This window comes from Mameliella sp. CS4, from assembly GCF_019392335.1.
Taxonomy (GTDB): Bacteria; Pseudomonadota; Alphaproteobacteria; order Rhodobacterales; family Rhodobacteraceae; genus Antarctobacter.
In genome coordinates, this window is sequence record NZ_JAHXRQ010000012.1 from 121437 (window position 1) to 141634 (window position 20198).

Here is a 20198-nt window from a genome sequence, read left to right on the forward strand (position 1 = left end):
CTCAATCCCGCAGGGATTCCTCGCGCAGGCCGTCGGCCAGCAGGTTCAGACCAAGAACCAGCGACAACAAGGCCAAGGCGGGCGGCAGGGCCGGGTGCAGGTAGATCGAGAGCAGCTTACGCCCCTCGTTGATCGTCGAGCCCCAGTCAGGCGATTCCGGGGGCAGGCCCAGGCCGAAGAAGCCGAGGGTCCCCAGAAGGATCGTCGTATAGCCGATGCGCAGGCAGAAATCGACGATCAGCGGACCGCGCGCGTTGGGCAGGATCTCCCACAGCATGATGTACCAGGGCCGTTCCCCGCGTGTCTGCGCCGCGGCGACATAGTCGCGCGTCTTGATGTCCATCGTCAGGCCGCGCACGATGCGGAACACCGTGGGAGAGTTGACGAAGACGACAGAGACGAAGACCACCAACACGCCGCCCGGCACGTCGAAGAAATCGAGCGGCCAGAAGGTGATCTTGGAGGCCGTCGGGTCGGGGTTGTTGACCAGCGACATATAGATCAGGAACATCGGGATCAGCACCACCGCGAGGTAAAGATAGTTTTTCTGCGGCTGGGTGCGGTAGCGCGAATGGATCAGCACACCCGAGAAGATCAGCGGGAACAGGAACAGCACCAGCGCCATGATTTGCGGCAGGCCCGTTTTCACGATTTCCGGCGTCACCAGCAGGTAGAACAGCAGGATCACCGGAAAGGCGAGGATCAGGTTGGCGAAAAAGCTCAGCGTGGTGTCCAGGCGCCCGCCGTAGTAGCCGGCGGGCAGGCCCAGCGTGATGCCCACCATGAAGGCAAAGAGCGTCGCCAGCGGCGCAATGGCGATCACGATGGTCGATCCCGCCACGACGCGGCTGAAGATGTCGCGCGCGAGGTTGTCGCCGCCGAAGAGATACCACTGAAAGTCGCTGTCCTCGGCGCCGCGCAGGGGGGTGCCCGGCACCTTGTTCTTCATGCCGGAGACCTGGCTCAGCGGGTCATGCGTCGCGATCATGTCGAACACGCCGTAGAAGATCGCCGTGTAGACCCAGAACATCACCAGGCCAAAACCGATCATCCCGATCATCGAGTCGAAGAGCTTGCCATACAGGCCCAGGCTCCGCTTGAAATGGATCGAAAGAACGTAGGTCAGGACCAGGGCGATCCAGACGGGCAGAAACTGGCGGCTGACACCGCCGAGGATCCCGGCGCCGGTGCCTATTGCGGCGCCCACCACGAGGTAGGCCAGCACCACCAGCAAAAGCGCCAGGCCCAACCAGTTCACGAGTTTCGCCGACAGCCCCCAGATGCCGCCGGTGGCAATGATCGTGCCGTCCGGATTGGTCTGGATGCCGGTGTCCGGCTCAAAGAAGGAAAGTATGATCTTCGCAACAACGGCGACCACAAAGACGGGCACCAGGATGGCCAAGATCGGGTTCAGGACGGCTCCGAGGCCGCCGGTCCAGCTAAGGTCTTCCATGTCGGCCTCCTCAGGTCACGCTGATCCGCGGGTTCAGATAGACATAGCCGATGTCGGAGATCAGCTGTGTCACGAGAACCACGAAGACCGAAACAACCGAGATCGCCAGCAGCATCTCGATATCGTTGTTGCCCGCCGCGCGGACCAGTTCCCAGCCGACACCCTTGTACTGGAACAGGGTCTCGACGATGACGACGCCGTTCAGAAGCCAGGGGAACTGCAGCATGATCACCGTAAAGGGCGCGATCAGCGCGTTTCTCAGGGCGTGTTTCATCACGATGTTGCCGAAACTCACGCCCTTGAGGCGCGCGGTCCGGATGTACTGCGCGGTCATGACCTCGGCCATCGAGGCCCGGGTCATGCGTGCGATGTACCCCATTCCGTAAAGGGCGATGGTCAGCACCGGCAGAAAGAAATTCTCGAAGTTCGGGTTTTCCATCGCGCTGGTGGCCGTGCCCTTGAAGAGCGTCTTGCCTTCGATCCAGCCCCAGTCGTTCAGGAGCGGACCCAGGCCGTTGCGGGACGAGGCCAGCAAGGCGATGAAGATCACGCCGGAGACGTATTCGGGTGTCGCCGTGGTCGTGATCGAAAAGGTCGAGAGCGAGCGGTCCAGGCCGGACCCTTCGCGCATGCCCGCCAGCACACCGACGATCAGCGCCGAGGGCACCATCAAGAGCAGAACGCAGAGCATCAGGAACCCCGTGTTGCCCATCCGCGTGCCCAGCGCCTCGGTGACCGGCGCCTTGGCCACGGTCGACCAGCCCCAATACCCCTGCAGGATGCCGCAGAATGCCGAGGCTTCCGCCGGGTCGCTGCCGGGCAGGATACAGCGACCGGTCGCATTGCCGTCACGATCCTCGCCGGTCCAGCCGGGGGCGACCCCCAGCCATTCCGCGTAGTTGCGGAAGATGCGCGAATCAAAGCCAACGTTGACCTGTTCCGAGGCTTCCGCCTGGGTGATGCGGCCCGCTTTCAGATCTGCCAGCAGCTGTTCGTCCAGCGGCGAACGATAGCCGTTGTTCGACAGCCAGGTGGCGACCTCGATATCGGTCATCCGGAAGTTGCCCTCGGATTTCGCGAGTTTCTCCAGGTTTGGATAGAGGTTCGTCATCACGAAGACGATGAAGGTCAGGCAGAGAGCGGTCAGAAGCATGACCCCCACACGCCTGAGGATGAAAAGACCCATTGATGCCCCCGTTGGTGGCTGTGGACCGGTGGTTTTCCGGCCTCTTTTGGCTGCTGGATCCGCTGGTGTCGCGCGGACCGGGACGAAAATGGGCCGCGCGATCCTCTCGCGCGGCCCGCCTGGGCGTTTGCCGTCAGGCCTTGAAGCCGAACTTGTAAAGCTGCGGCAGGTCGGCGATGTGCTTGTCCACACCCACCAGGTTGTCCCGGTGGTGGCGCATCGCGGTCCGCCAGTACGGCTGGATGGTCACGCCTTCGTCGATCATGATCGCCTGCAGCTTGCCCATCACCTCGCGGCGCTTGTCGGCATCGGCGATCGAGTTCGCCTCGGCCAGCAGAGCGTCGAATTCCGCGTTGGCAAAGCCGCTCTCGTTCCAGGCCGCACCCGAGGTATAGGCCAGCGCCAGGACCTGCGTGCCCAGCGGGCGGTGGTTCCAGTTGGTCGACGAGAACGGGTATTTCGTCCAGTCGTTCCAGAACGTCGACCCCGGCAGCACGGTGTGCGTGGCCTGGATGCCTGCGTCGTTCAGCTGGGCGACCACCGCGGCCGTGGTGTTGCGGCGCCAGTCATCGTCGATCGACTGAACCTCGTGCACGAAGTCTTCCATGCCCGCTTCCTTGATGAGGTCCAGCGCGCGCGCCGGATCATGCGGGATGCGGGTGACGGAGGGGTCGTACTCGGGGTGCATCGGGCCGACGTGGCAGTTGTCGGCGGCGATGCCGTAGCCAGCCATGCCAAGTTCCAGGCAAACCTCGTTGTCGACGGCCATCGCCAGGGCCTGGCGCACGCGCTTGTCCCCGTAGATCTTGTTGCCGTCGGCGTCCTCGGCCAGCTGGTTCGGACGGATCACGATGGTAAAGCCCGAGGGGATCTCGGAGCGGGTCAGGCCGATGCTGTCGAAAGATGTCGACGAATTCACCCACCGATTCCCAGTTCATGTCGATTTCTTCGGCTTCGAAGGCGGCGATGAAAGCCGCCGGGTCCTGGCCGTAGTCGATGAACTCGATCCGGTCGATATAACCGCCCTTGCCGGCCGCGTAGCCCCACCAGTCGTGGTCCTCGTTGCGTACGAGCACGCCCTTGACGCCGACCTCGTGGCTTTCCGGCAGCATGTAGCCGGTGCCGATCGGGTTGGCGAGCATGTTGTTGGGGTCGTGGCTGGCGTGCACGATCGCCGCCGGGTAGTCGGCGAAACCGGGAATGATCGTGATGTCGGGCGCCGAGCAGCTCAGCTTGAGGGTGTGGCTGTCGATCACCTCGATGGCGCCGTCAGCGGCCTTCTTGGTGTCGGGGTCGATCAGCGATCCCATGCGCGCCGCCATCGAGTTGCCCTCGACCTCGCTTTCGCACCACATCGCGATGTTGCGGGCCACGTCCTCGGCGGTGAAATCGTCACCGTTGTTCCACTTCACGCCCTGGCGGACCTTCAGGGTGTATTCGGTGGCGTCCTCGTTGGCTTCCCAGCTTTCCAGCAGCATGGGTGCGAACGAGCCGTCGTTGTTGTACTCGACGAGATATTCCAGCCAGCCCGAGGTGAAGGTCGCGATCTGTGTCCAGTCGTAGGTGCGCGGATCCTTGAGCGCCCGAACTTCCATCTGGTAACGGATCGTACCGCCTTGTTGGGCGTGGGCCGCCGCCTGCGCGGGCTGCTGCAGGCCGCCCAGTGCGTAGGCCGCCGCAGAGGTCAGGCCCAGCGCGGTGGTGCGCGCCATGAACTCACGGCGGTCCAGCAGGCCCTGCTTGAGTTCCTTGGCGTACATCTTCGCAGCCGGGTGTACCCGCTGCAGGTTATCCATCGATGTCATGTTTTTCTCCCTGTGACATTTCTATGTTCAGCCGGGGGTCCGGTCTGTCGGCCTTAAGTCGTTGGGGGATGTCCCGTGTTCCCCTGCGTCCTGGCCCCACGCTGCACGTCATTGCGCACGAGAAGGCTTGCCTAGTCAACGCCCGCTATCGTCCTTTTGAGGTCAAATACCGACATGAGGCTTATTCAAAAGCGACATGGCCCCAAGCGCAAGTCACGACACCGGGACCCCGAGTCGCACGCAGCCGGCTCAGGCCCGGACCGGAGGACGCCGGGTTGCGGCCCGCAGGGCCGAGGGCGTGTGGCCCGTATGGCTCTGGATGAAGCGGGTAAAATAGGCCGGCGAGGCAAAGCCCAGCGACCTTGCCACTTCCTTGACTGCGGGCGTCGGGCTTTCCAGGGCCAGCCGCGCGGCATGCAGCTTGCGTTCGGTCAGGATGTCGGCGGCTGTCTTTCCGCAGCACCCCCGGCAAACCCGGCTGAGATGGGTCGGCGTGACGTCCAGCGCCTCGGCGTACTGGCCCATGACCTTGGGCAAGCGGAAGTCTCGCGTGACGGCCTGGGCATAGCGCCGGACAAGCCTCTGCGCGGCGCTTTCGGGCGGTATGTCGGTGGCGCCGGCCTGCACCTGTCGATGCAGCCAGACGGCGATCAGCCCGACATGAGCGGCCAGCGCCTCTTGCAGCATCGGGCGCTTCTGGGACGCTTCCCGGTTCATCGCGTCGATTGTGCCGGTCAGTTCGGCCTGCGAGAGACTGTCGCGCACCCGCAGCAGCAGGGGGGCATGCGGCATGTAGGGGCTGAGTCCCGCCGGACTCTGCACAAAAAGCGCCTGTGTGCCTTGTTGCATCTCTACGGAAAACAGCGTGCCCGCGGGCAGGAACAGCGCGTTATTGGTCGAGATGCCCCGCAGGATGCCGTTGACGATGACCCGGCCCTGTCCACGCGTTACCCATAGCACCATATCCTCGGTGCGGTCGTGAAGAAGGGTGAATTTCCACGGCGCGCCCTGCACCTGCAACGCGTAAGAGCCGCTGCGCACCTCGCCCTTTGGGCGCGGCGGGGCGGGGGGCATGGGCTTTTTCAGGAAGCCGGGGCGCGACATCAGGCCAGTTCCCTTGCTGACAGGCCCTGCCAGCGGCCCATGCGGGCCCGAAACCAGGTGCGCTGGCGCTTGGCGAATTGCCGGGTCAGGATGGTGGCGCGCTCCGTGGCCTCTTTGAGCGTCATTTCCCCATCCAGATAAGCCATCAGTTCCGCCGCGCCGATGGCCTTGGCGGAGGGGCGGTCCGGTGTCCATCCGGGGCGGTTTGCGCGCGCCTCGTCCAGAGCGCCCTGATCGATCATCTGGTCAAAACGGCGCTCGATGCGCGGTGTCAGCCAGTCTTTTGGGGCGTCCACGACGAAGGCACTGGCCTGGTCGAGCGGCAACAACGGCGGCGGTGTTTCCGCCTGCCAGTCGGACAGGCCGCGCCCGGTGGCGCGCAGCACTTCCCAGGCCCGCGCGACACGGGCAGGGTTGTTCAGGTCGATGCGCGCGGCTGTTCCCGCGTCCAGGTCTTGGATCATGGCCTGCAACCCGTGGTCGGCCAGCAAGGCCTCGCCTTCGGCGCGCACCTCTGGCGGTGTGCGCGGGATCTCTGCGAGCCCTTCGGTGAGCGCGGTCAGGTAAAGCCCGGTGCCACCGGTAAAGATCGGCCGTTCGGGCGCGTTCAGAAATCTCGCCGCCTCGCGCAGCCATTCGCCCACGCTATAGGCGTGATCGCCCGGCACATGCCCATAGAGGACGTGCGGCGCGCGGGCCTCGTCCTCTGCCGAGGGGCGTGCGGTCAGCACGCGCCAGTCCGAAAACACCTGGATCGCGTCGGCGTTGACGATGAGTCCGCCCTGACGTTCGGCGATGGCCAGGGCCAGCGCGGACTTTCCGCTGGCGGTTGGACCGGCGATCAGCACGGGGCGATCCGGCACGCAGGCCGCGAGGCACGCCTCGATTGCCGATTTGTCACGCATTGGGTTGCCTGTCCCGGTCCTGCCCGGCAGTGCCGCTGGGCCATTGCAGCCCGAGCGGTTTTCCGCCACATATGCCCGCGATCATATCCCCGCCACGACGGAGCGCAACATGACCGAAGCCGGCAGCCCGCAAACCACTTTCAAACGCGTGATGCTCAAGATTTCGGGGGAGGCGCTCATGGGAGACCAGGGCTTTGGCCTGCACCCGCCAACTGTCCAGCGCATCGCCAAGGAAGTGCAGGCCGTCCAGGAGCTGGGCGTCGAGATCTGCATGGTGATCGGGGGCGGCAACATCTTTCGCGGGCTGGCTGGCAGCGCGCAGGGGATGGAACGGACAACCGCCGATTACATGGGGATGCTGGCCACGGTGATGAACGCGCTGGCGATGCAATCCGCGCTGGAGGGGCTGGGCGTCTTCACCCGGGTCATCAGCGCCATCCGCATGGACGAGGTCGCCGAGCCCTATATTCGTCGCCGCGCCGTGCGCCACCTAGAGAAAAAGCGGGTCTGCATCTTTGCCGCCGGCACCGGCAACCCTTATTTCACCACAGATACCGCCGCCGCGCTGCGGGCCAATGAAATGGCCTGCGAGGCCATCATCATGGGCAAGAACGGCACCGACGGGGTCTATGACATGGACCCGCGCCAGCACCCCGAGGCCAAGCGCTATGACGAAGTGACCTTTGACGAGGTCCTGTCGAAGAACCTCAAGGTCATGGATGCCTCTGCCATCGCGCTGGCGCGCGACAACAACATGCCGATCATCGTCTTTTCGCTGGATGAACCGGGCGGTTTCCGGGGCATTCTGGCCGGGCAGGGGACCTGCACAAGGGTGGTCGAGAAACACTCGGCCCAACCGGATATCCCGGGACCGTCGCCAGCCTGAGGGGTCAATGCCGTGTCGCGGCGGGTTCGCCCGCCGGGTGCCTCTGTCCGGTCGTCCGGGGCCTGCGCGGCGGTGCGCCAAATCGGGCGTGATAGCTGCGGGTAAACGCCGATGGTGAAGCAAAACCGGCGGCCTTGGCGATTTCCGAAACGGACAAGGCGGTTCCCGTGACAAGGTGTTCCGCGCGTGCCAGCCGCAGGTCCAGGTAGACCTGCGCCGGGGTCCGGTTCAGGCCCTTGCGGCAGCGCAGCCGCAACTGCTTGGGGCTGAGTCCCAGTTCCGAGGCGACCCGTTCGACGGCGATCGGCGCCTCGATCCGGGCGGCCATGATGGACTGCATCCGTTCCAGCAAAGGATCGGCGGTGATCGCCATGCGCTGACAGCGGCCCGCCTCGCGAACCCGTCCCTGAGCCATCGCCTCTGCCGTCGCAGCCGCCAGCGCGGGGTCTTGCACGCGCGCGATCCAGGCCAGCAGGGCATCCGCCGCCGCTAGTCCGCCCGCCGTGGTCAGCCGCTGCCGGTCGAGGGCAAAGGGCGCAGGGCTGAGCGCGATGCCCTGGATGATGTCCGGCAGGTCGTCGCGGGCGCTGTCGGGCAGGACGGATTCGCGGCCATCGAGGAACCCCAGACGGGCCAGGATCGTGCCACCCGTGTCCAGCCCCCCCAGGGTCGCCCCGGCGGCTTCCGCACGCAGGAGAAAGGCGCGCAACCCCATTGGAAGCGCGGCCAGCGGGGCCTCACCCGCGCAGAGCAGCACCAGGTCGAACCCCTGCGCGCCGTGCCAGTCCGGCAGCTCGCCGGGGACCGGCGTCCCGTCCCGGTCCGGTACTGCCGCGCCGCTGACCGTCCGGATGCAAAGACTGAACAGTTGCTGTCCGGCCCCTGCATTGGCAAGGCGCAGCACCTCGCGCACCAGCGACAGTGCCAGCATCGGGAAGCCGGGAAAGAGGATGAGACAGACGTGCATGTCGCGTGTTCCCTGGGGCTGTGACGAGGGTTCTGCCATGTGTCGGGTTAAGGAAGGGTTTTCCGACCTGCGCTCTTCCGGGCATTTGCTGCGCGAAAACGGTCCACTTGGGGACGATGGGGGCCTTGCCGGGGTCGCTGTGGTCTGACCCCGGGGTGACGCAGGCATTGCACGCTCTCTGGTCAAGTCCGATTGATCTGCGCTAAAGGTCAGGCTAACCAGTGTTTCCCGAGCACACTTGCATCAACGAGGGGCCTCCGATGTCCGAAGACTTCGAACTCGATACAGACGATCTTACGCGCCGCATGGACGGCGCCATGTCCAACCTGCGCACGGAATTCGCCTCGTTGCGGACCGGGCGCGCCTCGGCCTCGATGCTGGAGCCGGTGCAGGTCGACGCCTATGGCCAGATGACGCCGATCAACCAAGTCGGCACCGTCAACGTCCCCGAGCCGCGCATGGTCACGATCAACGTCTGGGACAAGGGCCTGGTCGGCAAGGTCGAAAAGGCGATCCGCGAGTCGGGCCTTGGCATCAACCCGCAGCTGAACGGCACCATCATCATGCTGCCGATCCCCGAGCTGAACGAGGAACGCCGCAAGGAACTGACCAAGGTGGCGGCGCAATATGCTGAACATGCCCGCGTGTCGATCCGCAACCTGCGCCGCGACGGCATGGACCAGATCAAGAAGGCCAAGGCCGACGGCATGTCCGAGGACGACCAGAGGATCTGGGAGACGGAAGTGCAGAACCTGACCGACACCTACATCAAGAAGGTCGACGAGGCTCTGGAGACCAAGCAGGAAGAAATCATGCAGGTTTGATCGCCGCACCTCGCGCAGCGAGGCGAACCCTCCGGTGGAGGTTTCGGGCGGTCAAAGGGCAGAGCCCCGGAAGGATCGCCGTCTATTGCGGCGCGCGATCCGGTCTTACGCAGGTCCCGGCGGCACTCATCGCCGCCGGCGAGGATGACCGGGTGCCTGGCACGCCGAAATCCCGGCCTCACCGGCGGCATCCTCTTGCCTGTGGCCTGTCCTCGGCACAGTGGCGCCTTTTCCATCGCGCAAAACTGGATTAGTCAGCCGCCGATATGTTTGCTTTGGATCGGCCGCCGGGATGATCTATGAGTGAGACCGCGCATTTCGCCTTGGAAGGGAATTTGATGGCCAGACCGATGCTCGAGACCCTGGGACCCAGGCACGTGGCCATCATCATGGATGGCAACGGCCGTTGGGCGACGATGCGGGGCCGTCCGCGCCTGTTCGGCCATCACGCCGGCGCCCGCCGCGTGCGCGAGGTGGTCGAGGCCTGCCCGGACTACGGCGTGAAATACCTGACCATCTTTGCCTTCTCGACAGAGAACTGGAAACGCACCCAGGTTGAGGTGGCCGGGCTGATGAGCCTTTTCCGGCGCTACATCATGAAAGAGATGCAGGCCTTCGTGAAGGAAAACGTCCGCGTGCGCTTTATCGGTGACCGACCCCGGCTGGACGCCAAGCTGCGCGCGCTGATGGACGAGGCCGAGGATTTCACCAAGCATTGCACCGGCGTCAACCTGACCATCGCGCTGAACTACGGCGGGCGGGACGAGGTGGCGCGCGCCGCGCAACGCCTGGCGATGGACGTGAAGGAGGGCAAGCTGGATCCGGCAGAGATCGACGTGGAAACCCTGCCGCGCTATCTGGACACCTGTTTCCTGCCCGATCCCGACCTTGTGGTGCGCACCAGCGGAGAGGCGCGGATCTCCAACTTTCTGCTCTGGCAGTCGGCCTATGCCGAGTATGAATTCATCGACACGCTCTGGCCGGATTTCACGCCCGAGGAACTGGGCCGCCTCTGCGCCGCCTTTGGCGGGCGCGACCGGCGATACGGTGCCGTAAAGGCATGAGCAAGCCGCGCTGGGACGATCTTGCACCGCGGCTGCTCTCCGCAGCGGCGATGATTGCCATCGGGGCCGCCGCGGTCTGGTTGGGCGGGATCTGGTTTCACCTGCTGATCGCGGCGATCTGCGGCGGCATGGTCTGGGAACTTGTGCACCTGTGTGATCGCGGGCGGACACGCAGCCGGAACATCCTGGCCTCTGCCGCCTTTGTGGTTGCCCTTGTGGCCATCGAGCTGCCGCCTGCCTTTGCGCTGCCGCTGCTGATGCTGCCCTCGATGTTGGGCTTTTCGCGAATGGAACATGGCGGCGTGACCTATGCGGTCTTTACCGCGCTGATCCTTTTGGCGGGTTACGCGATGATGGACCTGCGCGACGAATTCGGCCTGGTCTGGATGCTCTGGCTGATGGTGGTCGTGGTGGTGACGGATGTGGCGGGCTATTTCGCCGGTCGCACCTTTGGCGGGCCCAAGTTCTGGCCCCGCGTCAGCCCGTCCAAGACCTGGTCGGGCACGGCTGCGGGCTGGGCCGGGGCGGCGGTGGTTGGGCTGATCTTTGCCGGGATGACACAGGCGGGCATGGGCTTGATCGGTGTCTCGGTCGCGGTCAGCATGGCCTCGCAGATCGGGGACATCGCCGAAAGTGCGATCAAGCGGCGCGCCGGTGTCAAGGACAGCTCGAACCTGCTGCCCGGGCACGGTGGGTTGATGGACCGGTTCGACGGGATGCTGGGCGCGGCGGTCTTTATCGTGATCGCAGGCCAGGTCGCAGGGTTTCCGGGGGCGCTATGACCGTGGGCGACAGGCGCAGGGTGTCCATCTTTGGCGCGACCGGGTCGATTGGCCAGAATACCATCGACCTGATTGCACGTGACCGGGATGCGTTCGAGGTGGTGGCCCTGACCGGGGGCGCCAACGTGGCGCAACTGGCCCGCGATGCGCGGATGCTTGGTGCTCAGGTCGCTGTGACCGCGCATGAGGACCGGCTGGAGGATCTGCGCACGGCACTTGCGGGGGCCGGCGTCGAGGCGGCGGCGGGCCGGTGTGCGCTGATAGAGGCGGCGACACGTCCCGCCGACTGGGTCATGTCCGCCATCGTCGGCGCCGCGGGACTGGAACCGGGGCTGCGCGCGCTGGAACAGGGGGCGACGCTGGCGCTGGCCAACAAGGAAAGCATGGTCTGCGCCGGTCCCTTGATGCTGCGCACGGCGCGGGAAAACGCCGCGCAACTGCTGCCGGTGGACAGCGAACATTCCGCCGTCTTCCAGGCCCTGATCGGTGAGGATCTGGACGCGGTCGAACGGGTGATCATCACCGCCTCGGGCGGGGCCTTCCGCGACTGGCCGCTGGAGGACCTGGCGCGGGCGACGCCGGAACAGGCGGCCACGCACCCCAACTGGGCGATGGGGCAAAGGATCACCATCGACAGCGCGTCGATGTTCAACAAGGCGCTGGAACTGATTGAAACGCGGGAGTTTTTCGGTCTCGATCCTGAAAAGATCGAAACCGTTGTGCACCCGGAATCGATGATTCACGCGCTTGTCGGTTTCAACGACGGGGCGCTGATGGCGCATGTCGGCCCGCCGGACATGCGCCATGCCATCGGGTTTGCCCTCAACCATCCGACGCGCAAGGCGCTGCCGGTCGAGCGTCTGGATCTTGTCAAGCTGGGGCAACTGACCTTCCGTGCGCCGTGCGAGACGCGCTGGCCCGCGCTGCGGCTGGCCCGCGAGGTGATGCAGGCGGGGGGCCTCATGGGCGCTGTGTTCAACGCCGCCAAGGAAACCGCGCTGGACGGGTTCATCGAGGGGCGCATTCCCTTCACCCGCATGGCGGGCGTCGTCGAAGAGGTTCTCTCCCGGCTTTCGTCGCAGGCGGGTCACAATGCTGCCGGTATTACTCTTGATAAGGTCAGCGAAGCAGACCATCTCGCACGGGAAGAGGCCCTTGCGGTGATGCAAGGCTAAACATTGAGTGGAGTGGCAGTTTGGACCTGACGACCTTGATCCCGCAGTTTGGCGGCGCCCTTTGGACCGTGATCTTTTTCGTGGTCGCGCTGTCGGTGATCATCGCGGTACATGAATACGGCCATTTCATCGTCGGCAAGAAGACCGGCATTTTCCCCGAGGTGTTTTCCCTCGGCTTCGGTCCGGTACTCTGGTCGCGGGTCGACCGCGACGGCACCGTCTGGCAATTGGCGGCGATCCCTTTCGGCGGCTACGTGAAATTCCGCGGCGATGCCAATGCCTCGGGCGGGGTCGACGAGGACGCGATAGAGGGGCTGGACGAGGCGGAAATGCGTTCGACCATGGCCGGGGCTCCGCTCTGGGCGCGCGCCGCCACGGTGGCCGCCGGTCCGATCTTCAACTTCGTCCTCTCCATCGCGATTTTTGCCGGGGTCCTGATGTTCCGGGGCGAGATCATGGAACCGCTGACGGTGGGCGAGCTGCGCCCGCTGCCGGTCGAACAGCAACTGCAGCCCGGCGACACGATCCTTGCCATCGAGGGCGCGCCGCTGCCCGATTCCGCTGATGGCACGATGGGCGCCTATTTCGACGCGCTGCCGCAGGAAGAACAGCTGGATTACACCGTGCGCCGTGACGGGCGCGAGATGACCGTCGCCGGCCCCTATACCTATCCGCCGCTGGCCACCCAGATCGCCCCGCGATCCGCCGCCAGCGATGCAGGGCTCAGGGCAGGGGACGTGATCACCGAGGTCGATGGCACGCCGATCTATGCCTTTGCAGAGCTGAAAGAGCGGGTCGAAGGCTCTGAAGGGGCGACGCTGCAACTGACGGTCTGGCGCGATGGTGAGATCCTGGACAAGGAAATGACCCCGCGCCGGGTAGACGAACCGCAGCCCGATGGCGGGTTCCAAACCTTCTACCGGATCGGGATCGTGGGCGGCGTGGCCTTTGAGCCGGCGACGGAGGCGGCCGGTTTCGGCAGTGCGCTGACAGGCGGTGTGGCACAGGTCGGCCGGATCGTCGAAGGCTCGCTTTCCGGTCTGTGGCACATGGCCACGGGTGCGATCAGCACCTGCAACCTGTCGGGGCCCATCGGCATCGCCGAGACCAGCGGCGACATGGCCAGCCAGGGCACTGCGAATTTCATCTGGTTCATCGCCGTGCTCAGCACTGCGGTTGGCTTGCTGAACCTCTTCCCGGTGCCGGTGCTGGATGGGGGCCACCTGGTGTTTTTCGCCTATGAGGCCGTGGCCGGCCGTCCGCCCAGCGACCGCGCGCTCAAGGTGCTGATGTCGATCGGCCTGACGCTGGTGCTGGGACTCATGGTCTTTGCCCTGTCGAACGACCTTTTCTGCCCCTGAGGGCAGGCGCCTGACACATTCCTGGCAGGGGTTTGCCCAACTCCTGCCTGAATCACCCGGTAGTGCTGTGCCCGCACACGCAACCGAGGACCGATTCCATGACCGCGATCCAAGCCGGATACCGAAGCATGAGCCTGCTGGTGACCATCAACTGGGACCGTTTGCTGTATATCTGCACCATCGTCTTCGCCTTGTTTTTCGGGGGCTGGCTGGGGTCCGTCCTGCACTAGTCGCTGACGGGCGACAGTTGCTCAAATTCGCGACCCCGAGCTTTTGACAAGTACGGGCATTCCCGATACTCACGACTCCGGGATGTCAAAGTGGATTGCGAAAATGGCAAAGGTCATTTCCGCGCGTAAAGCGCCGGGTCTTGCAAGGGGTTATCAGGTTGCCAACGCGACTCGGGCGGTGTGCCTGAGTTTTGCCGTGGCAATGGGGGCTGGGGTCGCCACAATGCCCCAGGTCGCCTACGCCCAGAGCTATGTCTTCAACTCGGTCAACATCGAGGGCAACCGCCGGGTCGAACCGGGCACGATCCTCTCTTACGCCGGAATCGCACGCGGACAGCGGGTTTCCGCCGCCGAACTCAACGACGCCTACCAGCGTATCCTCGGCTCCGGTCTGTTCGAGACCGTCGAGATTGTCCCGCAGGGATCGCGCCTGACCATCCGCGTTGTCGAATATCCCACGATCAACCGCATCACCTTCGAGGGCAACCGCCGCATCAAGGACGAGGACCTGGCGCAGGCGATCCAGTCCCAGTCGCGCCGCGTCTTCAGCCCCCGCGTGGCAGAGGCCGACGCCCTTGCGGTCAGCCGTGCCTACGAAGTGCAGGGCCGCCTTGCCGCCCGCGTGAGCCCCAAGGTCATCCGTCGCAGCGACAACCGTGTCGACCTGGTCTTCGAAGTCTTCGAAGGCGGTGTCGCCGAGGTCGAGCGCATCGGTTTTGTCGGCAACGGCAAGTATTCCGACCGCCGCCTGCGCCGCGTGCTTGAGACGAAGCAGGCCGGATTGCTGCGCGCCGTGATCCGCAAGGACACCTTCATCGAGGACCGTCTGGAATTCGACAAGCAGTTGCTGCGCGACTTCTACGCTTCGCGCGGCTACGTCGATTTCCGCATCACCGGCGTGAACGCCGAGCTGAGCCAGGAACGCGATGCCTATTTCGTGACGATCAATGTCGAGGAAGGGCAACAGTTCAAGGTCGGCGAGGTGACCGTCACCTCTGACCTGTCCGACGTCGATGCCGAGACGTTCAGCAGCAAGCTGCGCCTGCGCAAGGGCAAGGTCTATTCGCCGACCCTGGTCGAGAACGAGATCGCCCGGCTTGAAAAGCTGGCGGTGAACCTCGGGCTCAACTTCGTGCGGGTCGAGCCGCGGGTCACCCGCAATGATCGTGACCTGTCGCTGGATGTCGATTTCCGCCTCGTGCGCGGCGAACGCATCTTCATCGAGCGCATCGACATCGAGGGCAACAGCACCACGCTTGACCGCGTGATCCGCCGCCAGTTCGAGGTGGTCGAAGGCGACCCGTTCAACCCGCGTGCGATCCGCGAAAGCGCGGAACGCATCCGCGCGCTCGGCTTCTTCAACAAGGCCGATGTCGATGCCCGCGAAGGCTCCAGCCCGCAGCAGGTGATCATCGACGTGGACGTCGAGGAAAAACCGACCGGCTCCATCAGCTTCGGTGGCTCCTACTCGACACAGAACGGCTTTGGCGCGGCCTTCAGCTTTTCCGAGCGCAACTTCCTGGGGCGCGGCCAGGCCTTCAGCTTCCGGATCAACACCGCCGCAGATACCCAGCAATACGGGCTGCGGTTTGTCGAGCCCGGGCTCTTTGGCCGTGATCTCTCTCTGGGCTTCACCCTTGCCTACACTGAGACCGACAACGACAACGCCGTCTTCGACACGACCACCGGCGTGTTCCAGCCTTTCCTGGAATTCCCCGTGGCAGAGCAGGCGCGCCTTCAGCTGCGCTATTCGCTGGACTACGGCGAAATCACCAGCGTGGACGCCGGTGTTGGCGGCATTGTGACCGCCGAAGCCGCAGAGGGTGAGCGTTTCGACAGCTCGCTGGGCTATACCTACATCTTCGACACCGAGCGCAAGGGGCTTGACCCGAACACCCGCTACCGGTTCGAGTTTGGACAGGATTTTGCCGGGCTGGGCGGCGACACGACCTTCGTCAAGACCAGCGCAAAGGCGATCGCCCAGACAATGGTCTGGAACGAGGAAGTCACCCTGCGTGCGACGCTGGAAGGCGGCGCGCTGAACTATACCAAGGGCGACAGCCGTGTGACCGACCGCTTCCTGCTGGGGCCTGACGTCATGCGCGGGTTCACCACGGGCGGCATTGGCCCGCGCGAGATCGGTCCGGGCGGGATCGACGACTCGCTTGGGGGCAACTTCTACGCGGTGGCCCGCTTTGAGGCGGAATTCCCGCTGGGCCTGCCCGAGGAATACGGAATCACCGGTGGCCTCTTCTACGACATCGGCTCTGTCTGGGGCCTCAGTGACGCGACCAAGAACAAGGTCGGCGCGGGGAATACCGTTGTGTCGACGGGGTTCGACGCGCGGCATGTGGTCGGTTTCTCGATCTTCTGGAAGAGTGCGATCGGCCCGCTGCGGCTGAACTTCACCGAGGCGCTGCAGAAGTCCAAGTGGGATGAGCCGCAGAACTTCAACCTGACGATCTCGACCCAGTTCTGAGGCAGGCGTGCGTCTGACCCTTCGTCTTGTTATCCTGCTGATGGCGCTTTGGGGCGTCGCGGCAGGGGCGCAGGGGCAGGGCGGCCCCTTGGCCTCCGCAGTTCCCCAGACCCCGATCCTTGTCATAGATTTCGAACGCGTCTTCGCCGAAAGCGCCTTTGGCCGCCGGGTGAACGAAGAGATCGAGCAGCAGGGCCGTGCGATTGCAGCGGAAAACCGCCAGATCGAGGCCGAGTTGATCGAGCAAGAGCGCGAGCTGACCGATTTGCGCCCGACCCTGGCACCGGATGAATTCCGCGCCCTGGCAGATGCCTTCGACGAGAAAGTGCAACGTCTGAGGGACGAACAGGACGCCAAGGCGCGCGCGCTTGGCGCCCGTACCGAAGAGGCGCGGCGCCGGTTTCTGACCGTGGCCCAGCCGGTGCTGGAAGGGCTGCTGCGCGAAGCCGGGGCGATGCTGATCCTTGAGCGGCGCACGGTTTTTGTCGCCGCCGATGCGATCGACGTCACCGACCGCGCCATCGCCCTTATCGACTCTCAGATCGGGGACGGCACCCCGGCGGTTCCCGATCCCGTACCTGCCCCCGATCCCATCCCGGACCCGGAAACGCCAGAGCCGCCCCCCGGGCAGGATTGACGGCATGCTTGCCCCCGCCCGCCGCCATTGCTAGGGGTGCGCCAAAACAAGAAAGGCCGCCAGTCATGACAGACACGCTTCTGAGCGCGGATATTCAGCTGATCCAGCGTATCCTGCCGCACCGTTATCCCTTTCTTCTGGTTGACCGCGTCGAAGAGATTGACGGCACTCAGTCGGCCCTCGGGATCAAGAACGTCACCATGAACGAGCCGCATTTCCAGGGCCATTTTCCCGGCCTGCCGATCATGCCCGGCGTCACCATCGTCGAGGCGATGGCCCAGACCGCCGCCGTCATGGTGGGGGTTGCGCTGGACATGGCGGACAAGGAGATGAAGGTCTATTTCATGTCCATCGACAAGTGCAAGTTCCGCCGCAAGGTGGTGCCCGGCGACCAGCTCAAGATGCGCCTGACGACCCTGCGCGGCAAGCCCGGCGGCAAGGTCTGGAAATTCGGCGGCGTGGCCGAGGTCGAGGGCGAGATGGCTGCCGAGGCCGAATTCACCGCGATGATGGATCTGCCGTCTTGACCGACACCATGATCCATCCCTCCGCGGTGGTCGAAGAGGGTGCGGAAATCGGGCAGGGCTGCGTGATCGGGCCGTTCTGCCACGTGGGGCCAGAGGTGATCCTGCACGACCGGGTCGAGCTGAAGAGCCATGTGGTTGCCACCGGCGCAACCCAGGTCGGCGAAGAGACACTGGTTTTCCCCTTCTCCGTGATCGGAGAGATCCCGCAGGATCTCAAGTTCCGGGGCGAAAAGACAAGCCTGGTGATCGGCGCCCGCAACCGCATCCGCGAACATGTCACCATGAACACCGGCACCGAGGGCGGCGGCGGCGTGACCCGCGTGGGGGATGACGGTCTGTTCATGGCCGGCTGTCACGTCGCCCATGACGCGCAGGTGGGCGACCGGGTGATCCTGGTCAACAATGCCGCGCTGGCCGGGCATTGCGTGATCGAGGACGACGTGATCATCGGCGGCCTTTCCGGGGTGCATCAATGGGTGCGCATCGGGCGCGGTGCCATCATCGGCGCTGTGACGATGGTCACCAATGACGTGATCCCCTATGGCCTTGTGCAGGGGCCGCGTGGCAAGCTGGACGGGCTGAACCTCGTGGGGCTGAAACGCCGCGGGGTCAAGCGTTCGGACATCACGGCCCTGCGGGCCGCGTTTCAGATGCTGGCCCAGGGCGAAGGGGCCTTTCAGGACCGCGCGCGCCGCCTGGGCGACGAAACCCAGAGCGATTATGTCCGCGAGATCGTCAATTTCGTTCTCGGCGACAGTGATCGCAGTTTCCTGACACCGGGGTGATCGACCCATGTTGGCGCTGATTGCCGGGCGCGGGGCCTTGCCCGCCGCCGTGGCCGGCGCCGCCGGCGAACCGGTCGTGATCTGCGGCATGGCGCATAGCCCGCCGGACCAGGTGCAGGCCGAGCATCTCTTTGCCATCGAACGGCTGGGGGCTTTCCTGGCCTGGCTCAAGCGGCGTGGCGTGTCCCGGGTCTGCATGTGCGGGTCCGTCGACCGGCCTGACGTTGCGCTGACACGGATCGGGCTGCGGACCTTGCCCCTGTTGCCCCGTGTCATGCGGGCGCTGCGCCGCGGTGATGACGGGGCGTTGCGCATCGCCATCGACATCCTTGAAAACGCCGGGTTCACGGTTCTTGCCGCGCATGAACTGGCGCCGTCTCTGCTGCCCGCCGCCGGTGTGCCCACAAGCGTTCAGCCGGGTGACGCGGCGGGCGCGGCGGCACGGCTGGGCGACAGGATCTCGCAGGATCAGGCGCGGCGTGATCTGGGCCAGGCCTGTGTCGTCAAGGCGGGGGCCGTTATCGCCCGCGAGGATGTAAGCGGCACTGACGCCATGTTGCAGGGCTTGGGCCCCGAGGCGCGGGGCGGCGTGCTCTACAAGGCGCAGAAACCGGGGCAGGAGCGGCGCGCCGACCTGCCGGTGATTGGTGTCCAGACCGCCGAGGGCGCTGTAGCGGCGGGGTTGTCGGGCATCGTGATCGAGGCCGATGGCGTCATGGTTCTGGACCTGCCGCAGGTGCTGGAACGACTGGACGCCGGGGGGCTGTTTCTCTGGGTCCGTGAAAGGGGGGCGTGATGCGGGTATTCATCACTGCCGGAGAGCCGTCCGGCGACAGGCTGGGCGCGGCGCTCATGGCGGGGCTCAAGGAGCTGGTTCCGGATGTGACCTTCCGCGGGATTGGTGGGCCACTGATGCAGGCGCAGGGGCTCGACAGCCTGTTCCCGATGGATGAAATCAGCATCATGGGGATCACCGAGATCCTGCGAGAATACCGCGCCCTCAAGGGACGCATTCGCCAGACCGCCGACGCGGTAGTGGCGGAACAGCCGGACGTTCTGATCACCGTGGACCTGCCGGAGTTTTCCTTGCGGGTCGCGCGGCTGGTCAAGGCCGTTTCGGACGTGCGCGTCGTTCACTACGTGGCGCCAACGGTCTGGGCCTGGCGGCCCAAGCGGGCGCAGAAAATGGCCGCGCATGTGGATCAGGTTCTGGCGCTCTTGCCGTTTGAGCCGCCCTATATGGAGGCCGCCGGGATCGCCTGCGATTTTGTCGGCCATCCGGTGGTGATGGAACCGCAGGCGACCGAGGAAGAGGTGCGGGCCTTTCGTGACCGTCACGGCATCCAGGGCCAGATGGTGCTTGTTCTGCCCGGTTCACGCCGGTCAGAGGTCGGACGCCTGATGCCTGTTTTTGCCCAGGCAGCACGCGCGCTGATGGCTGCGCGTCCGGGTCTGCGGCTGGTGATCCCGGCAGCGGGGCCGGTGGCGGCGGCAGTGCGCGAGGCGGTGGCCGACTGGCCCGGCGCCCCACTGGTGATCGACCCATCCGACGATCCCGGCGGGGCCGAAAAACGCGCGGCCTTTCGCGCTGCGGACGTGGCTTTGGCGGCCTCGGGGACGGTCTCGTTGGAGCTGGCGGCGGCGGGGACGCCGATGGTGATCGCTTATGATATGAGCTGGCTAAGCCGCCAGATCATCGGGCGGATGCTGCGCGTCGACAGTGTGACGCTGGTCAACCTGGTGGCGGAGAGCCGGACCGTGCCGGAATTCATCGGCGCGAAATGCCAGCCCGGTCCGATTGCCGCGGCGGTGGGTCAGGTGCTGGATGCCCCCGGGGAACAGATCGAGGCGATGGACCTGACGATGCAGCGGCTGGGCAGGGGTGGCGAACGCCCTGGCCTGCGGGCCGCGCGCGCGGTTCTGGACCGCCTGCATGACGGCAAGACGCTGAACTGAGCCCCGAGGTTTTGGCAAAAAAAATGGGCCGGAAACCTGCGTTTCCGGCCCTTTGTCGTGTTGTCGATGACG

18 protein-coding genes and 1 pseudogene are annotated in these 20198 nt (G+C 65.1%); 13 read left to right on the forward strand and 6 right to left on the reverse strand.

All coding sequences use genetic code 11. The annotated features are described in order from the left end of the window. Position 1: 1 nt before the first annotated feature. From KZZ07_RS15525 to miaA, 5 genes and pseudogenes are all read right to left on the reverse strand, one after another. Entirely contained in the window at positions 2-1453 is a 1452-nt protein-coding gene (locus KZZ07_RS15525) for an ABC transporter permease (protein ID WP_219515528.1), read from the reverse strand. A 10-nt stretch (positions 1454-1463) separates the two neighbouring features. Further along, positions 1464-2639, reverse strand: a complete 1176-nt coding sequence (locus KZZ07_RS15530; protein WP_219515530.1) for an ABC transporter permease — start codon at positions 2637-2639, stop codon at positions 1464-1466. 133 nt (positions 2640-2772) lie between these two features. After that, positions 2773-4435, reverse strand: a pseudogene (locus KZZ07_RS15535) (ABC transporter substrate-binding protein). Positions 4436-4693: 258 nt separating this feature from the next. Further along, a complete protein-coding gene (locus KZZ07_RS15540; RefSeq protein WP_219515531.1) occupies positions 4694-5548 on the reverse strand; it encodes an AraC family transcriptional regulator in 855 nt (284 codons plus the stop codon). Further along, positions 5548-6453: a tRNA (adenosine(37)-N6)-dimethylallyltransferase MiaA gene (gene miaA / locus KZZ07_RS15545; protein WP_219515533.1), complete on the reverse strand. Its 906-nt coding sequence runs from the start codon at positions 6451-6453 to the stop codon at positions 5548-5550. Before miaA ends, KZZ07_RS15540 begins: the two co-directional genes overlap by 1 nt. Before the next feature lie 109 nt (positions 6454-6562). Between miaA and pyrH the strand changes: the two genes are divergently transcribed. Next, positions 6563-7339, forward strand: coding sequence for a UMP kinase (pyrH, locus tag KZZ07_RS15550; protein WP_219515536.1), 777 nt, complete (start codon positions 6563-6565; stop codon positions 7337-7339). Between the two features lie 4 nt (positions 7340-7343). On the opposite strand, the gene KZZ07_RS15555 is transcribed toward pyrH, so the two are convergent. Then, on the reverse strand, positions 7344-8306 hold the full coding sequence (locus KZZ07_RS15555) for a GlxA family transcriptional regulator (RefSeq protein WP_219515539.1): 963 nt from the start codon (positions 8304-8306) through the stop codon (positions 7344-7346). A 260-nt stretch (positions 8307-8566) separates the two neighbouring features. Here KZZ07_RS15555 and frr point away from each other — a divergent pair, with 260 nt between their 5' ends. The 12 genes from frr to lpxB all read left to right on the forward strand — a co-directional run bounded on the left by frr (position 8567) and on the right by lpxB (position 20126). Continuing rightward, positions 8567-9130: a ribosome recycling factor gene (gene frr / locus KZZ07_RS15560; RefSeq protein WP_219515540.1), complete on the forward strand. Its 564-nt coding sequence runs from the start codon at positions 8567-8569 to the stop codon at positions 9128-9130. 338 nt (positions 9131-9468) lie between these two features. Continuing rightward, the gene (gene uppS, locus KZZ07_RS15565; protein ID WP_219515542.1) at positions 9469-10194 is read left to right on the forward strand and encodes a polyprenyl diphosphate synthase; all 726 of its coding nucleotides are present in this window, start codon (positions 9469-9471) and stop codon (positions 10192-10194) included. Continuing rightward, the gene (locus tag KZZ07_RS15570; RefSeq protein WP_219515544.1) at positions 10191-10976 is read left to right on the forward strand and encodes a phosphatidate cytidylyltransferase; all 786 of its coding nucleotides are present in this window, start codon (positions 10191-10193) and stop codon (positions 10974-10976) included. Before uppS ends, KZZ07_RS15570 begins: the two co-directional genes overlap by 4 nt. Then, entirely contained in the window at positions 10973-12151 is a 1179-nt protein-coding gene (dxr, locus tag KZZ07_RS15575; protein ID WP_219515547.1) for a 1-deoxy-D-xylulose-5-phosphate reductoisomerase, read from the forward strand. The genes KZZ07_RS15570 and dxr overlap by 4 nt, the downstream gene beginning before the upstream one ends. 20 nt (positions 12152-12171) lie before the next feature. Next, a complete protein-coding gene (gene rseP / locus KZZ07_RS15580) occupies positions 12172-13512 on the forward strand; it encodes an RIP metalloprotease RseP (RefSeq protein ID WP_219515549.1) in 1341 nt (446 codons plus the stop codon). Positions 13513-13610: 98 nt separating this feature from the next. Further along, complete coding sequence (locus KZZ07_RS27740; RefSeq protein WP_255564378.1) at positions 13611-13742, forward strand: hypothetical protein; 132 nt, start codon at positions 13611-13613, stop codon at positions 13740-13742. A gap of 103 nt (positions 13743-13845) precedes the next feature. Continuing rightward, positions 13846-16221 carry an outer membrane protein assembly factor BamA gene (bamA, locus tag KZZ07_RS15585; protein ID WP_219515551.1) on the forward strand — a complete coding sequence of 792 codons (2376 nt, stop codon included), beginning with the start codon at positions 13846-13848 and terminating at the stop codon, positions 16219-16221. Between the two features lie 7 nt (positions 16222-16228). Then, complete coding sequence (locus KZZ07_RS15590) at positions 16229-16858, forward strand: OmpH/Skp family outer membrane protein (RefSeq protein WP_300531774.1); 630 nt, start codon at positions 16229-16231, stop codon at positions 16856-16858. 65 nt (positions 16859-16923) lie between these two features. Next, entirely contained in the window at positions 16924-17385 is a 462-nt protein-coding gene (gene fabZ / locus KZZ07_RS15595) for a 3-hydroxyacyl-ACP dehydratase FabZ (RefSeq protein ID WP_219515554.1), read from the forward strand. A gap of 8 nt (positions 17386-17393) precedes the next feature. Further along, positions 17394-18170 carry an acyl-ACP--UDP-N-acetylglucosamine O-acyltransferase gene (gene lpxA / locus KZZ07_RS15600; RefSeq protein WP_219515556.1) on the forward strand — a complete coding sequence of 259 codons (777 nt, stop codon included), beginning with the start codon at positions 17394-17396 and terminating at the stop codon, positions 18168-18170. A gap of 7 nt (positions 18171-18177) precedes the next feature. Further along, on the forward strand, positions 18178-18966 hold the full coding sequence (locus tag KZZ07_RS15605) for an LpxI family protein (protein ID WP_219515558.1): 789 nt from the start codon (positions 18178-18180) through the stop codon (positions 18964-18966). After that, positions 18966-20126: a lipid-A-disaccharide synthase gene (lpxB, locus tag KZZ07_RS15610; RefSeq protein ID WP_219515560.1), complete on the forward strand. Its 1161-nt coding sequence runs from the start codon at positions 18966-18968 to the stop codon at positions 20124-20126. The genes KZZ07_RS15605 and lpxB overlap by 1 nt, the downstream gene beginning before the upstream one ends. Positions 20127-20198 lie beyond the last annotated feature (72 nt).